Raw genomic sequence first — 15,143 nt, 5'->3', positions numbered from 1 at the left:
CCTTTCTTGTACGCGCTCATCCACGTTTCATTTACCATATGATAAAAGTGAGTCCAATAAAGGAGGTTTGTTCATGTATCCATATTATCAACCAATCCCAGTCCGTTCAGCACCTATTGGTCCAGTAGGCGACTCACGCTTTTTGCCGTTTTTTGGCGTCCCATTTCTAGCTGGTATTGCTGGCGGACTACTCGGCGGAGCATTAGCTTTCGGTCCTAGACCTTATTACCCACCATATCCACCACCTTTCCCACCGCCAACACCTTATCCTTGTTATGGTGGACCTTGTCAACAACCATACTATTATTAATGTACCGCAACAATTCTACCAATGTTATTTCCTTTCTTAACCGATTCATGATCCATTAACATGCTTACAATAAAAACTATTCTCTCTACGCATCATTTATAATAAGTAGAGAACAAAGTAAAAAACCTCTTAAAAAAGAGGTTTTTTACTTTGTTCTTATTATTCGGCATCCGTGTTTTGATACGCCATCTTAAATAACTTCACTTGGCTATCAATCTCTTCTGCCCCATTATTAATAACATAATAATAGTCACCGTCTTTATTTTGTTCACGCGTTTTCACATTATCAGCTAAAGTAAGCTGTAAAATTGCCTTAATTCTCGCCTTCATTTCAAAATCTAATATCGGGAAAGATATTTCTACTCGCTTCTCCATATTTCGTGTCATCCAGTCAGCTGAAGATAAGTATATTTTCTCTTCTCCATTATGATGGAAATAATAAATTCTACTATGTTCTAAATATCTCCCAACAACACTAACGACACGAATATTTTCACTTACATTTGGAATACCAGGCCGTAGGCAGCATGTTCCTCGAACGATGAGCTCTACCTTTACTCCAGCTTGTGATGCTTCATACATTTTTTTTATTAATGGTTTATCTGTTAATGAATTCATCTTGGCGATAATATATCCATTTCCATATTGTCTATGATAACGAATTTCTTCATCTATTAAATCGATAAATTGCTCTCTTATATCAAATGGCGCAACCGATAAATGGTGAAAATGCGGTTTTGTTGTATAACCACTTAAATAATTAAAGAAATTTGTTGCATCAACCCCAAAGTCTTTTCGTGATGTAATATAACCGAAATCAGTATATAACTTTGCTGTTGCGTCATTATAATTTCCAGTCCCAAGATGTACGAACCTTTCAATTTTTCCGTTTTTTCTCCTTACAACTAACGTAATTTTACTATGTGTTTTCAAATGACTTACACCGTAAATAACGTGACAGCCTGCCTTTTCTAATTCTTTAGCCCAATGTACATTGTTTTCTTCATCAAATCTTGCCTTTAACTCAACTAATACCGTCACTTGCTTTCCTTTTTCAGCCGCTATCTTGAGCGCCTGAATAATCGGCGAATCTCCACTTACTCGATATAATGTTTGTTTAATCGCAAGTACATTCGGATCGTCTGCTGCATCACGTACAAAATCAACTACCGGCTGAAACGATTCAAACGGATGATGCAATAAAATATCATGCTCAATTGCTTTTTCAAATACATCTTCCGCATCCCCTAAGTCTTGAGGTCGTTGCGGAATAAGAGCCGGATATACTAAATGTTCATATAATGGAGCTAGTTTTTTATATAAAGAGAAGAGACATGTTAAATCTAGCGGTCCATCCATTATATATACATCTTCATCTTTTACTTCCAACACCTCATATAATAATGCTAAAACTCTTTCATCAATATGCTCTTTGCCAACTTCTAAACGTACAGCAGCTCCCCACTTACGCTTTTTTAATTCTTTTTCAATTACCTTTAATAAATCTCTCGCACCTTCTTCATGAATCGTTAAATCCGCATTGCGTGTAATACGGAAACGAGTAACAGACGACACTTTATATCCTGTAAATAATTTATGAGTAAAACCACTAATTACATCTTCTAATAAAATAAATTTATGCTTTTGCCCTTCACTCGGCAAAAATACGAAACGTTCAAGTAATGAAGGAACTTGTACAATTCCTAATTTCGTGCGGTTTTCTTCCTCCACTTGTTTCTCATCATATAAAAGTGTAGCTAAATTCAAACTTTTATTTAATAACATCGGAAATGGACGATATGCATCGATAGCTACAGGTGTTAAGACCGGGAAAATTTGTTCATCAAAATACTCTTCTATAAATTCTCTCTGTTCTTTCGTCAAATCATGGAATGTTAAACGCTCAATCCCCTCTAGCTCCAGCGCTGGCAATACATAATTTTTAACCGTATCATATTGTACAGTCATTAATTCATGGGCCTTTATCGCAATTTTATTTAATTGCTTTTTTGGTGTTAAGCCAGCCTTATTTTCTGGTTGGTTAAACCCAGCACTCACTTGATCCTTCAATCCTGCTACGCGTACCATAAAGAATTCATCTAAATTTGAGCTGAAAATGCTAATAAACTTTAATCTTTCCAAGAGCGGATTCGTTTCATCCTGTGCTTCTTGTAGTACACGTTCATTAAATGCTAACCAACTTAACTCTCGATTATTATAATAAGCTGTATCATTTAAATTTACTATGTTCCCCTTCGATAATCCCATTCTCTTCACACTTCCCCTTGAAACTTTTTTACTATAATTTAGTTACTCTCATTTTAGCAAATTACAATATTATAAAGTGTAAATTTTTCGTAAAGACATCCGTACAACTTAGCGTTTTGCTTCGAAGAATAAGTTAATAGTTGTTTTCAATACTCTTTCCAGCTGCTTTTTTTGCTTTTCAGCTTGCACTTTTTCCGCTAATGCAGCTTGCTCACATACAATTTTAAATGTTAATCCTTCTTTACTTTCTGTTACAGATATCGATTCAATAAGCGATCTTTTTCTTATATTTAGAGCTGCTGAAAATTGTAAAACAGCCCCTAGTAAGCGAATTTTTTTTTGTTCGTTTTTATCAAACCATCCTTCAAACGGGGACAAATGTTGTTTGAATAACATTTTTGATTTATAAGACGCAATAAGCGCTAATCTAACTCGATCTTTATGCATCATACCATCAATTGTTTTATTCGCTAATAAATAAAACGTATGTAAGCGGCTCGCTTCATCGTCTATATATTTTCCTATATTAAATACTTTCGCTGCTTGCTGGAATACTTCCCAGTCTTTTTCTGACATAGAAATCAGCCCTGTTTCTTCAAGTTGTTGACAAATGAGTCTCCCATGTTTAATAAGCTGCATTACAAATCCCATATCCATTTCATATTCATGTGATAATAAATATAAACTTTCTTCGACTACGTTCGGATAATATGAAATTCCCAAATCTTTTGTCAATTCTTCATAGAAAACGCCTTCTCGTAATCCTTTTCTACTTAATACAAATGCCGGTGCCTCTATAACGTTAACAAGCGTATGAAATACTTCGACTGCTGGAATAATTGTATCTGCTCGATCTTTTGCCAATCCTTCCAATTTTTGAAGTTCTATGAACGACAATGCTTCCAATTCTTCTTTCACATTTTTAATATCTTCTTCCTTCATCTTGTATAAATGTAATCCTGCTATCGGATAACAAATTATATTTTGATGTATTTTCGCTAAGTTCCTCGCACTACCACCAATTGCAATAAGAGGCAATTTCTTGTCAATTAACCATGGTAATGTTCGAAATTGATATTCTAAGTAGGTTTGAATCTTTTCCAACTCTTCTTTAGTAGGTATATCCTCTTTAATAAATTGTTGCTTTAAAGAAAGTGCTCCAAAAGGAAAGCTATGATACTCTAAAACCTCTCTATTTCGAAAGTATGTAACTTCCGTACTTCCTCCACCAATATCTACTGTAATTCCTTCAGAGAACGAAGTTGAATTCATAACTGCTAAATAGCCATAACGCGCTTCTTCATATTCTGATAATACTCTAAGAGTAAAGTCTGTTTGTCCTTCAACAAGTTTTTTAATTTCCTCTTGATTCTCAGCCTGCCTAATTGTTGCTGTTGCGACACAAAGTACATGATGCAACTGGTGGAATCGTGTACTTTCTTGAAATTGAAATAATGTTTGTAACAATATTTTTATTCCTTCTTCAATCAACATACCATCGACTAAGTAATTCCTTAATCGCGCAACCACTTTCGTATTTTCAATCTCTTTATAAAAACCTCCGTTTTGCTTTTCATAAATAACTAAACGCATTGTATTAGATCCAATATCTATAATGGCATATTGCTGTTTTAATATTTCTTTCAAACTTCTCACTCTTTCATTATCAAATTTCTAAAACACATTCTATTACTATTATACAAAATAGTTGTTTTTTGTAACAATATTGCTTTAATATTGAAAATATATACAATCACTTTTTGCATATAATAAAAACCTCTTTTATTTATGGTATAATAATGAAAAATTGAAAGGAGATTCAATATGAAACCTTCACAACCACAATCTCAATTACAAAACCAACATTCTATTAACCGACTAGCTCAATCTATTTTCGTTGTGAATCGTCATGCTAAAGCTGCAACTAATCCAAAGTATTTATACTGGTTAAAAAAGACGGCTTTAGAACACTTAATCGCTGAAAAAAAAGCTATTAAAGAAGGATTACATTTTTCTAGAAATCCACGTTTTAGCCAACAACAATCCGATGTTCTTATACGTTTAGGTGATTATTTTTTCCATATTCCTCCTACCAAAGAAGATTTTCGAATCCTACCACACCTTGGTCATCTTGAATCCTCCTATCGAAATCCGAAAACAACCTTATCTTTAACAGTAGCAAAAAAGACACTTCAAGATTATATTGGTCCTGAAGCGCTGAAACAAGAAAAAAAATTAAGTGAACCTGTCCCGTGGTATAGTCGTACGTATACAAAAAAATAAAACAGTTTGGCCTACAATTGGCCAAACTGTTTTATTTTTTCTCTTCTTTAATTTTAATATTTGCTTGTTTATAAAAAGCTATTTTTTCTGTATTATAAGATTTTGTAAATTCATTAAACTTGTCTTTTTCTGATTCAATATCTTTATAAGACTGATTTACTATTTTTACTTTTTCACTAATATCTTTTAATTTTGTACCTTTATCTTGTAGCATTGTATATAATTCTTTTTCTTGTTTTAACGATTTACTATAGCTATCATACATTTTGTTAAATGAATCATGTCGTTTCTCATATGTGCTTTTCACTTTATCCGCTTGATCTTTCAATTTCTTATCTTCAATTTTTTTCACATATTTATCTGCTGACTTCACTTCTTCTTGTGCCTTATTTAAAGATTCTTTTTCTTTTGTCAGCACTTTTTCTCGTTCATCTGTATTTTTCACTGCTTTGTTCAGTTTTTCCTTAACAGTTTGATTATTATCTTTTCCTTCTTGAACGATCTGGTTATATAATTCTTGTCCCTCTTTTTCTAAAGTTTCAAGTTTCTTTGCATCTTCAAACATTGTTTTTTCTTGCTTTGCAGCATTTTCAAACGCAACGTATAATTCTTCTTCTGGTTTCGGCCCGAAACAACCGGCTAATAAAGTCATTGATAATGCAGTTACAATTGCTAATTTACTATACTTCAACATCATTTCCTCCTACTTATATACGATCATCGTGTAAAAAGCTATGAAATTATATATCCTTCTATAAACTCCACACTCGCACCTTTTTTACGAAAATCATTCATATTGTTTATAATGCTTGTACAAATTGTATTACTCAAAATTACATTCTTGAACAAAATAGCAGTTTCATATCTTCCTTTTACTTGGCACTTTTAAAGCCTGTTCATACTATGTATTACATAAAAGTACAACGGAATTCATCACAGCCATAATAATTTGAAGAACAACAGTAATAATTCACCTGATAAAAGATGTTCGTTGTTCTGTCACGTCTATCATTCTATCATTCCCTTTCCGGTTTCTATCAAATAATTTCTTTGTTCATTTTACACAGTTTAAATGCTACCTTGCAACAACTTACAATTATTCTTGCCATTCCCTAAAAAGGAAAAGTGTAGAGCATGCTTTCCTCTACACTTTTAAAATGGAACACATTGTGCAAAATGCATTGACACATCCATCATAATTATATGCTTATTCCATATATTTTTAAAGACTTTTATTACAAAAAAAGTTCATTTTGTAATAAAAGTCAAAAGAACGTTACATTAAAAACTTCTTCATCTCATATTTCTTCAAATCAAAGTTTTACTTACTTTCTTACAAATCCCTATGCTGATACAATTGATTTTGTGCTTTTCTTAACAATTCTTCAAAAGTTTTCCCTTCTATTGGATAACTAGCAGCTCCAAATAATAGAGTCATACTTAACAAGCCATTTTCTATTTCACTTTCAATATTTTTCATTAATCTGTTTGTTATGGTCGACTTTTCATGTCCGTTATCAATCGCCACAATAACATACTTATTTTCATCCCATCTAGTAACGACATCCCCTTTACGAATTGTCTTTACAATCGTGCTCTCCAGTTTTTGTACTAACGACTCCAATTTTTTTTCTTGCACTGTTTCTTTTAGTCCTTTCCATTCTTTCACAGAAAGAATATACACTGTAATATTATGAGAATCCCGTTCTGATAAAGCAGCTACTTTCTCAAAGAAATCAACTACAAAATCATTACTTGCCATTCCTCCTACTTCCGTATCCATATGACCACTCGCTCTTTTATCATACCAATGCCCAAAATAATAACTGAGTACCATTTGCAATATATAAATAATAAAGACGGTATAAAATGATCGCGAATCCAGTTTTGTAATTACATCCTGAAGCGCAATCCATTCTGTAACTGCCACTGTATTCCCAAGTAATAATCCACTAATTTTCCCTTTATGTTTCATATTTCCCCTCCTTTCTATACCAATATATGTTTCTATAACAATTATGTTTTTCTACAAAATAAAAAATGTACATATTGAGTGTACATTTCCGCTTAAGCTTGTCTACCATCTCTATTCTATTTCATATATATACTATATATCGTTTTAGAAAGGTGGTGACCTATATGCTACAAAAAGAAAATCTATCAGATATTATACGTTTACTAGCCGGTTTTCTGTTATCGTTAAAATTACTATTTAATTCTTTCGGAGTGAACTTTATTACAAACGATCAAATCGACGCTATTGTAAATGTTGCTTCGTTTTTATTTATTCTATACTTTGGCTTCAAAAATAACTATGTAGGGAAAAAAGGAATAGAACAAAAGAAAGTACTCAAAAAGCACAACCTTCACTAAAAAAAAGGAACCTTTCATACAGGTTCCTTTTTTTCATTGCCGCACAACAACTTCATTTGTTTGCAGTGGACCATATGATACTCCGTTATATTGAAATGTATATGTAGCCTGAAACAATGCGTTTTTGAGTGCTTTATTTTTATTTGCTTTTATTTTACAAATTAATTCTACCTTTTCATTCGGTAATAAATTATCGATTCGCCATCTTACAAGTTGGAATAGAAACTCACTTATCCCCTTATCTGCCTTTAATGAATTGGGGATATATGCAAAATAATCGCGAATCATATGACTTACTACAACTCGTGAAATCATTTCTATTCCTTTATTTTCAACTTCAATTCGAATAATAAGTATGTCGTTTACATCATAGGTCAGTTCATATGAAAATTTTTCTTTATACATACTACGGATTTGCAATGTAACTGCTACATTAGGACATTCGCTTTCCTTTTTTGAGCCATCAATCCATAATACCGGTTGTAGCGGTATTGAATGCCTTCCTTGATCCGAAAATCGTTTCCATATTTCCACAATAATATTCACCCCATTTCAGATGCATCATTCATACGACCTTATTCTGCCTCTCTGCACAATATTAATAAGGCTTGTTACAAACGATATATAGTTATTACTCTTCCTTTTATCCTATTCGACAATATAAAGAAAAAACCATTTTTCCTCTGTTAACTGAAGGTATTCTTGCTGAAATATTTTTTTACAATTTCCTTCATTGACTTTATACCAATATTAAGTATTACTCACTCTTTCGCAGTCCATACAACAGAATATTTTGACGGATGAAAAAGTTTGCCTTTTAGTCAAATTTGACTATAATATTCTTTATGACTTGTGCACTTGTGTAAAATGATTTGAAAGAACTATCCTTTACATTTTTATGCGTTGCACTCAAAACTTAATATAGTTTACTTATTTTTAAAGGAGGGTTATATTTGGAATCTCAATTATCAAAAAAAGACTCCAACAAGACAAAATTTGTTGTTGCTAGTTTACTACTTGGTATTTTAATGGCGGCAATGGATAATACAATTGTTGCAACAGCAATGGCAACGATCGTTGGAGACCTAGGAGGATTTGACAAGTTCGTTTGGGTCACGTCTGCATATATGGTTGCAACAATGGCAGGTATGCCTATCTTCGGAAAACTTTCTGATATGTACGGGCGGAAACGTTTTTATATCGGTGGCCTCATTCTATTCTTATTCGGTTCTGCACTTTGCGGAACAGCATCTAGTATTGAGCAGCTAAGTATTTATAGAGCAATTCAAGGGATTGGCGGGGGCGCTCTTATGCCTATTGCCTTCACAATTATGTACGATATATTCCCACCAGAAAAACGCGGAAAAATGACAGGGCTATTCGGTGCCGTTTTCGGGACATCTAGTGTGTTCGGTCCTTTATTAGGTGCTTATATTACAGACTATATAAGTTGGCACTGGGTCTTCTATATTAATATTCCATTAGGGCTTATCTCCTTCTTCTTCATTACTAAATACTACAGTGAATCTCTAGAATTTAGAAAACAGAAAATTGATTGGGCTGGCGCTATTACGCTTGTTATTAGTATCGTTTGCTTAATGTTCGCCTTAGAACTTGGTGGTAAAGAATATGCATGGAATTCCACTGTAATTATCGGTTTATTTACAACAGTTGTTATTATGCTCATTATTTTCTTCTTCGTAGAACGAAAAGCAACCGAGCCTATCATTTCTTTCCATCTCTTTAAAAAACCTTTATTCGCAGCTAGCCAAGGCGTTGCCTTTTTCTATGGTGCTGCTTTTATTATCTGTACAGTTTATATTCCAATCTTCGTTCAAGGTGTTCTAGGCGGTTCGGCCTCCAATGCTGGATTAATTTTAACACCTATGATGGTTGGCTCTGTAATTGGAAGTCAAACAGGTGGACAGTTAGCTTCACGAACAAGTTATCGTAACATCATGATCGTATCTGGCGTTTTCTTTGTAATTGGTATTTATTTACTAAGCACTTTAACAGTGGATACACCTCGTCTACTTGTAACACTATTTATGGTTCTCACTGGACTTGGAGTTGGTTTCTCATTCTCAGTTTTAAGTATGTCTTCTATCCACAAGTTAGAAATGCGAGACCGTGGTTCTGCTACATCAACAAACTCATTCTTCCGTTCACTCGGTATGACTCTTGGTGTAACAATTTTCGGTACCATTCAAAATCATATTTTTACTAATAAATTAAGCACGGTGTTCCCTCCTGAACTAGCTAAATTAGCTCCACAAGGCGGAGACACAAGTTTCTTATTATCACAAGGTGCTACCGAGAAGATACCAGCTGAAATATTAACTGGTATTAAAGAGGCTCTAGCTACATCTATTGCCAGCACATTCTTCTGGGCACTTATCCCGGCTGTACTAAGTATTATTTGTATTTTACTTATGGGAAATGAACGACTCTTTACAGGTCCAAAAACGAAACAAAAACAAAAGCAAGTAAGTTAGTATAGAAAAAAGAAACGGCATACCCTTTATGAAAAAGGGTATGCCGTTTATAATATATTAAGTAAATCTTTGATCAGTAAGGAACCATTCCCACTGGTTATTATCCCTCACCAATCGGGATAAAGTTTCTATATACAGGAGAAAGAAACAGTAAACAAAAACATAGACAAAAGTGTGCATATATAGCAAAAAAGTAATTATGAAACAATATAAACCAAAAGAATTTTCAGAAATGCTTAATGTCTCTGTTAAGACATTGCAAAGGTGGGACAATCAAGGTGTTTTAACTGCTTACCGAAACCCGAAAGGAAGAAGATATTATACAGAAGAACAGTATAAGGAATATATGGGTATTCAAGAAGAACTTGTTCAGGATTTAATATCTATCATTCATGTATTTAGCTGTAGAATATATGGGTTGAGAAAATACAACTGTAAAAAGTGGCGCAGTATATCAAAGAGCAGGAAGATATTTTGTATCTGTACTTTGCGAATTGGAAGAAATGGCAACAAAGTTAGCACTCAATAAAATTGGTCTAGGGATTGATTTAGGAGTGAAGGATTTTGCTACACGTAGCGATGGTATCGTTCATGAAAACATCAACAAAACAATAAAAGTAAAAAAGATAGAAAAACGGTTAAAACGTGAACAACGCTCTTTAGCACGTAAATTTGAAAATCTAAAAAAAAGAGGTGAAAAATCTGTTACTAATAAAAGAGTGAATATAGATAAAAATGTTCTTAGAGTGCAAAAGTTGCATGCTCGATTAGCGAATATTCGAATAGAGTATGTAAAGTCTATTGTAACGAATGTGGTGAAAACCAGGCCAACGTTTATTACAGTGGAAGATTTGAATGTGAAAGGTATGATGGAGAATAAACATTTATCTAAAACAATTGCCAAGCAGTGCTTTTATACATTTAAAACATGGTTATTGATGAAATGTGGGAATATGGAATCGAACTACGTCAAGTAGATACATTCTATCCCTCGTCAAGGTTATGCTCATGTTGCAGTCAAAAGAAAGCGGATTTAAAGCTATCTGACCGAGTATATACATGTGAATGTGGCAATGTAATGAATAGAGATTTGAACGCAGCGATCAACCTTTTACAAGCAAAAGAATATACAATACTAACGTAAATAGTTTGTATATATGTACATCGGAATTTACGCCTGTGGAGTGTCACAGCAAACTGTAGTAGCAAGTAATTAGCGAGGCAGAGCACGTAGAAGCAGGAATACTCTAAGAATATACATTTGTCTATATTTTTAGTAGCAGTTGAGACAGAATGAGCATGAAATTAGTCATTCTCGGTTTGCTACTCGAAGGGGATAAACATCCATATGAAGTGCAACACATCATGAAAGAAAGACAAATGGATTGTTATATTAAATATGCAAAAGGATCACTTTATTACGCCTTCGAGCAATTAGAAAAGCAAGGTGCAATTAGTATTACAACTATTGTTCGAGATACGAATAGACCAGATAAAACAATCTTTCATATAACAGAAGAAGGTAAACAATTATTTCACAAGTTACTATTAAAACAATTCGAAGCAAAAAATCAAATATATAAACCAATTTATTCGGCACTCTCTTTCGCTCATTTTGGTGATGACCAAGAGTTAGTTCCGATTTTAGAAAAAAAGAAAAATGATACCATTCAATATTTACATAAAATGCAAACTATTTATGATTGTAGCAAAGAACAAATTCCACGTGCACAACTATATATTTTACAAAGTGTTATTGAACATATCTCAGTTGAATTACAATGGTTAAACACCCTCCTTACAGATGCAATTGCAGGGCGACTTTCAGAAATTGATATAGATGCCGAGTGAGCTTATAAAGAAGAAACGGTAAAAGGACGATAAAGTTATTTCATTTTAAAACCTAAAACAAGCATCCCCCATTCTAATTTAGGACGGGGTTATGCTTGTTTAATTTTCGCTATAAGATACTGCACTCAAAAATTTAACAAATATCTATTCATCACCAGCATCCCATAATGGAATATTATTTCTTAAAATTCTATATAAAAAGGTTGTTGATTTTCATCCAAACTGTATTCAATTCTTTGTCTAAAATTCATAAAACTCACCATTTCTAACGCCTGCTCAATCGGATAGAACCCCACTTCCAAACTTTCTGGTGTAGTCGTTAATTTACCTCCAACTGGCCTAGCTAAAAACAACGTATTACATATTGAATGGTTCACATTTTGAAATACTCCACAAAATTTTAAAACCTCAATATCAATTCCTGTTTCCTCTTTCGTTTCCCTTATTGCAGCTTCTTTCAAAGACTCTCCTTCTTCAACTTGTCCACCTGGCATTTCCCATCCTCTTCTAGGTCCTTTAATTAATAGGATTTCATTTTGTTCATTCATTACAATTGTCGCTGCTGAAACTATATGTTTTGGCGGTGAATATGTATTTTGTGTACTTTGTTCCAATTGAAATTCCCCATTTCTATAAACTTAGTTTATGTATCTTTATACCGAAACCTTGTTCTTTCTTGTGATAACTTACTATTTCAAAATGAACCCTCCAATCCCCTTCCTTATTCCAAAATATGGACGAATTTTCAAATAACATAACTAACATCTTACCTCTGTACAAGTACATCCTTCTTTGTATGTTTAATCGCGATTCACCTCTAAAAAATCAAAATAATATGAATAATCAAAATAAAAAACTTTAGAATTTTCTTATTTTAAAACAGTAGACAAAATTCCAAAAATTGTGTTAGAATTTGTTTCAATATCATATCGCTTGTTAACTTCCTTTCAAAAGGAAAATAGGTACACGAAAATTTCGTTTCGTGTTTAAAAGGGAAGCTTGGTGAAACTCCAACACGGTCCCGCCACTGTAAATGCTGAGATTTCTTTTTAGTGCCACTGTGAAAACGGGAAGGTGAAAGAAATTATATGAAGCTTAAGTCAGGAGACCTGCCTGTTTTAACAACACTGATAGATTCACGGATGATGATGAGGTGTTAAAACAAAAAGGAAGGCTTATTCTCTATGCCTTTATACTTTTTGTTATAGGTATTTCCTAGTAAACGGAAATGCTTACTTTCAATTAGGGAGGAATTTGAAATGGCAATTCAAACAAGTAATTTAGGTTATCCACGTATCGGACTACAAAGAGAGTGGAAAAAAACATTGGAAGCTTTTTGGTCCAATAAAATCGATGAAGACCAATTTTTAACTACGATGAAAGAAATTCGCCTTCAACACGTTAAAGTACAGCAAGAAAAAGGGATTGAGCTCATCCCAGTTGGCGACTTTACATATTATGATCACGTTTTGGATACTGCTTATATGCTAGGATTTATCCCATCACGTTTTTCTGAGTTTACATCTTACCTTGATGTATATTTTGCAATGGCGCGTGGCTCTAAAGATCACGTAGCTTCCGAAATGACAAAATGGTTTAACACAAACTATCATTATATCGTTCCTGAGTATGAAGAGGGATTACAAATCTCTTTAAAAGATAATCGTCCACTTCGCTTATATGAAGAGGCGAAACAAGAATTAGGAGTAGATGGAAAACCTGTTATTTTAGGACCATATACTTTCTTGAAATTAGCTAAAGGCTATACAAAGGAGCAATTTACTACTATTTTAAAACAGTTAGTTGCCCCTTACGTACAACTGCTTTCAGAGCTACATGCAGCTGGTGCACAAGTCATTCAAGTTGATGAACCGATTTTCGCTTCTCTAACAAACGAAGAAATTCAACAAGCAAAAGAAATTTATGAAGCTATTCGTAAAGAAGTTCCAAATGCGAATCTTCTTTTACAAACATATTTTGATAGTGTAGAAGAAAACTATGAAGAAATTATTACATTCCCTGTATCCGGTATTGGCTTAGATTTCGTTCATGGTAAAGAAGGTAATCTACATGCTATTTCAAAATACGGATTCCCAGCTGATAAAACTTTAGCTGTCGGTTGTATAGATGGCCGTAACATTTGGAGAGCTGACCTTGATGAAGTTCTTACGTTATTTACAACGTTACAAAAACAAGTCCAAACGAAAGATTTCATCGTTCAGCCTTCTTGTAGCTTATTGCATACACCAATCGATAAAACAGAAGAAACTCACTTATCAACTGAGCTATTTGATGCGTTAGCATTTGCAAATCAAAAATTAGAAGAGTTAGTTCTTATTCATTCCGCTCTGACTCAAGGTACAGAAAGCATTAGTAATGAGCTGGAAACATATCGAAACGTACATCATACAATTCGTTCATCTGCTGCACGTAACCGAGAAGATGTTAAAGCAGCACGAACAGCACTAAAAGAAGAAGATTTTTCACGTCCTCTTCCATTTGAAAAACGTTACGAATTACAACAGGTTGCCCTAAAGTTACCGTTGTTACCAACAACAACAATCGGTAGCTTCCCGCAAACAACTGAAGTTCGTCAAACGCGAAAAGAATGGCGTAACGGTGTTATTTCAAATGAACAATATGAACAATTTATTGAAAAAGAGACAGAAAAATGGATTCGTTACCAAGAAGAAATTGGCCTTGATGTCCTTGTACATGGTGAATTTGAAAGAACTGATATGGTCGAATATTTTGGTGAACGCCTTGCTGGTTTCTCATTCACTAAAAACGGTTGGGTACAATCATACGGTTCTCGCTGCGTAAAACCACCTGTTATTTATGGTGATGTAGCCTTTATTAACGGAATGACTATTAAGGAAACTGTTTATGCACAAAGCTTAACAGAGAAAGTTGTAAAGGGAATGTTAACTGGACCTGTTACGATTTTAAATTGGTCCTTCGTTCGAAATGACATTCCAAGAAAAGAAGTTTCGTATCAAATTGCATTAGCTCTTCGTCACGAAATTGAACTACTTGAATCTTCCGGAATTCGAGTAATTCAAGTCGATGAGCCAGCACTTCGCGAAGGAATGCCGTTAAAAGAAAAAGATTGGGACGCTTATATTACATGGGCAGTACAATCCTTCCTTTTAGCAACTTCTTCTGTAGCAAATGAAACACAAATTCATACTCATATGTGTTACAGTAACTTCGAAGATATTGTTGATGCGATTCGCGCATTAGATGCAGATGTGATTTCTATCGAAACATCAAGAAGTCACGGAGAATTTATTGATACATTAAAACATACAACATATGAAAAAGGTATCGGTCTAGGGGTATATGATATTCATAGTCCGCGTGTACCGAGTAAAGATGAAATGTATAAGATCGTAGAACAATCTTTACAAGTATGCGATCCTAAATATTTCTGGATTAATCCTGATTGTGGTTTAAAAACGAGAAGAACAGAAGAAGTTATTCCAGCTTTAGAGCACATGGTGCAAGCAGCAAAAGATGCTCGCTCCCTGCTAAAAACAAACGCATAACAAAAATGGGTTATC

The 15,143-nt window shown here is 33.8% G+C and carries 12 protein-coding genes, 2 pseudogenes and 1 riboswitch; of the genes and pseudogenes, 8 read left to right on the top strand and 6 right to left on the bottom strand.

Annotated elements, in window-relative coordinates; translation table 11 throughout:
• Positions 1-73 precede the first annotated feature (73 nt).
• A complete protein-coding gene (locus VF726_RS10655) occupies positions 74-310 on the top strand; it encodes a hypothetical protein (protein WP_076539903.1) in 237 nt (78 codons plus the stop codon).
• 159 nt (positions 311-469) lie between these two features.
• Here the strand turns inward: VF726_RS10655 and VF726_RS10650 are convergent, their stop codons facing one another.
• Entirely contained in the window at positions 470-2,578 is a 2,109-nt protein-coding gene (locus tag VF726_RS10650; protein ID WP_440167926.1) for a polyphosphate kinase, read from the bottom strand.
• A gap of 108 nt (positions 2,579-2,686) precedes the next feature.
• The gene (gene ppx, locus VF726_RS10645; protein ID WP_440167924.1) at positions 2,687-4,225 is read right to left on the bottom strand and encodes an exopolyphosphatase; all 1,539 of its coding nucleotides are present in this window, start codon (positions 4,223-4,225) and stop codon (positions 2,687-2,689) included.
• A gap of 177 nt (positions 4,226-4,402) precedes the next feature.
• Between ppx and VF726_RS10640 the strand changes: the two genes are divergently transcribed.
• Entirely contained in the window at positions 4,403-4,861 is a 459-nt protein-coding gene (locus VF726_RS10640) for a YkyB family protein (RefSeq protein WP_440167923.1), read from the top strand.
• Between the two features lie 31 nt (positions 4,862-4,892).
• Here VF726_RS10640 and VF726_RS10635 read toward each other — a convergent pair whose 3' ends face one another.
• Positions 4,893-5,555 carry a YkyA family protein gene (locus VF726_RS10635; protein WP_166701949.1) on the bottom strand — a complete coding sequence of 221 codons (663 nt, stop codon included), beginning with the start codon at positions 5,553-5,555 and terminating at the stop codon, positions 4,893-4,895.
• A gap of 639 nt (positions 5,556-6,194) precedes the next feature.
• Entirely contained in the window at positions 6,195-6,836 is a 642-nt protein-coding gene (locus VF726_RS10630) for a diguanylate cyclase domain-containing protein (protein WP_440167920.1), read from the bottom strand.
• Positions 6,837-7,000: 164 nt separating this feature from the next.
• Here VF726_RS10630 and VF726_RS10625 point away from each other — a divergent pair, with 164 nt between their 5' ends.
• Positions 7,001-7,234, top strand: coding sequence for an SPP1 phage holin family protein (locus tag VF726_RS10625; protein ID WP_440167918.1), 234 nt, complete (start codon positions 7,001-7,003; stop codon positions 7,232-7,234).
• A 33-nt stretch (positions 7,235-7,267) separates the two neighbouring features.
• Here the strand turns inward: VF726_RS10625 and VF726_RS10620 are convergent, their stop codons facing one another.
• A complete protein-coding gene (locus VF726_RS10620) occupies positions 7,268-7,768 on the bottom strand; it encodes a hypothetical protein (RefSeq protein WP_440167916.1) in 501 nt (166 codons plus the stop codon).
• A 419-nt stretch (positions 7,769-8,187) separates the two neighbouring features.
• Between VF726_RS10620 and VF726_RS10615 the strand changes: the two genes are divergently transcribed.
• From VF726_RS10615 to VF726_RS10600, 4 genes and pseudogenes are all read left to right on the top strand, one after another.
• Positions 8,188-9,729, top strand: coding sequence for an MDR family MFS transporter (locus tag VF726_RS10615; protein WP_440167914.1), 1,542 nt, complete (start codon positions 8,188-8,190; stop codon positions 9,727-9,729).
• Between the two features lie 199 nt (positions 9,730-9,928).
• Positions 9,929-10,105: pseudogene (locus VF726_RS10610) on the top strand (MerR family transcriptional regulator); the annotation flags it as partial.
• 46 nt (positions 10,106-10,151) lie between these two features.
• Positions 10,152-10,873 (top strand): annotated as a pseudogene (locus tag VF726_RS10605) (RNA-guided endonuclease InsQ/TnpB family protein); the annotation flags it as partial.
• A 149-nt stretch (positions 10,874-11,022) separates the two neighbouring features.
• On the top strand, positions 11,023-11,580 hold the full coding sequence (locus VF726_RS10600) for a PadR family transcriptional regulator (RefSeq protein ID WP_440167912.1): 558 nt from the start codon (positions 11,023-11,025) through the stop codon (positions 11,578-11,580).
• A 182-nt stretch (positions 11,581-11,762) separates the two neighbouring features.
• Here VF726_RS10600 and VF726_RS10595 read toward each other — a convergent pair whose 3' ends face one another.
• The gene (locus VF726_RS10595) at positions 11,763-12,194 is read right to left on the bottom strand and encodes an NUDIX hydrolase (protein WP_440167910.1); all 432 of its coding nucleotides are present in this window, start codon (positions 12,192-12,194) and stop codon (positions 11,763-11,765) included.
• Positions 12,195-12,523: 329 nt separating this feature from the next.
• Positions 12,524-12,711, top strand: a riboswitch (cobalamin riboswitch).
• 128 nt (positions 12,712-12,839) lie between these two features.
• Here VF726_RS10595 and metE point away from each other — a divergent pair.
• A complete protein-coding gene (gene metE / locus VF726_RS10590) occupies positions 12,840-15,128 on the top strand; it encodes a 5-methyltetrahydropteroyltriglutamate--homocysteine S-methyltransferase (protein ID WP_440167908.1) in 2,289 nt (762 codons plus the stop codon).
• Positions 15,129-15,143: the final 15 nt, after the last annotated feature.

It is taken from the genome of Bacillus sp. Brlt_9 (assembly GCF_051948935.1).
Lineage (GTDB): Bacteria > Bacillota > Bacilli > Bacillales > Bacillaceae_G > Bacillus_A.
Note: the sequence above shows the minus strand (reverse complement) of the source record. Positions and strands in the feature narration are given on the sequence as shown.

Excerpts from the sequence above, each read along its gene's own strand:
- VF726_RS10655 (WP_076539903.1), top strand. The coding sequence starts at position 74 with ATGTATCCATATTATCAACCAATCCCAGTCCGTTCAGCACCTATTGGT.
- VF726_RS10650 (WP_440167926.1), bottom strand. The coding sequence starts at position 2,578 with ATGGGATTATCGAAGGGGAACATAGTAAATTTAAATGATACAGCTTAT.
- VF726_RS10640 (WP_440167923.1), top strand. The coding sequence starts at position 4,403 with ATGAAACCTTCACAACCACAATCTCAATTACAAAACCAACATTCTATT.
- VF726_RS10635 (WP_166701949.1), bottom strand. The coding sequence starts at position 5,555 with ATGTTGAAGTATAGTAAATTAGCAATTGTAACTGCATTATCAATGACT.
- VF726_RS10630 (WP_440167920.1), bottom strand. The coding sequence starts at position 6,836 with ATGAAACATAAAGGGAAAATTAGTGGATTATTACTTGGGAATACAGTG.
- VF726_RS10625 (WP_440167918.1), top strand. The coding sequence starts at position 7,001 with ATGCTACAAAAAGAAAATCTATCAGATATTATACGTTTACTAGCCGGT.
- VF726_RS10600 (WP_440167912.1), top strand. The coding sequence starts at position 11,023 with ATGAGCATGAAATTAGTCATTCTCGGTTTGCTACTCGAAGGGGATAAA.
- metE (WP_440167908.1), top strand. The coding sequence starts at position 12,840 with ATGGCAATTCAAACAAGTAATTTAGGTTATCCACGTATCGGACTACAA.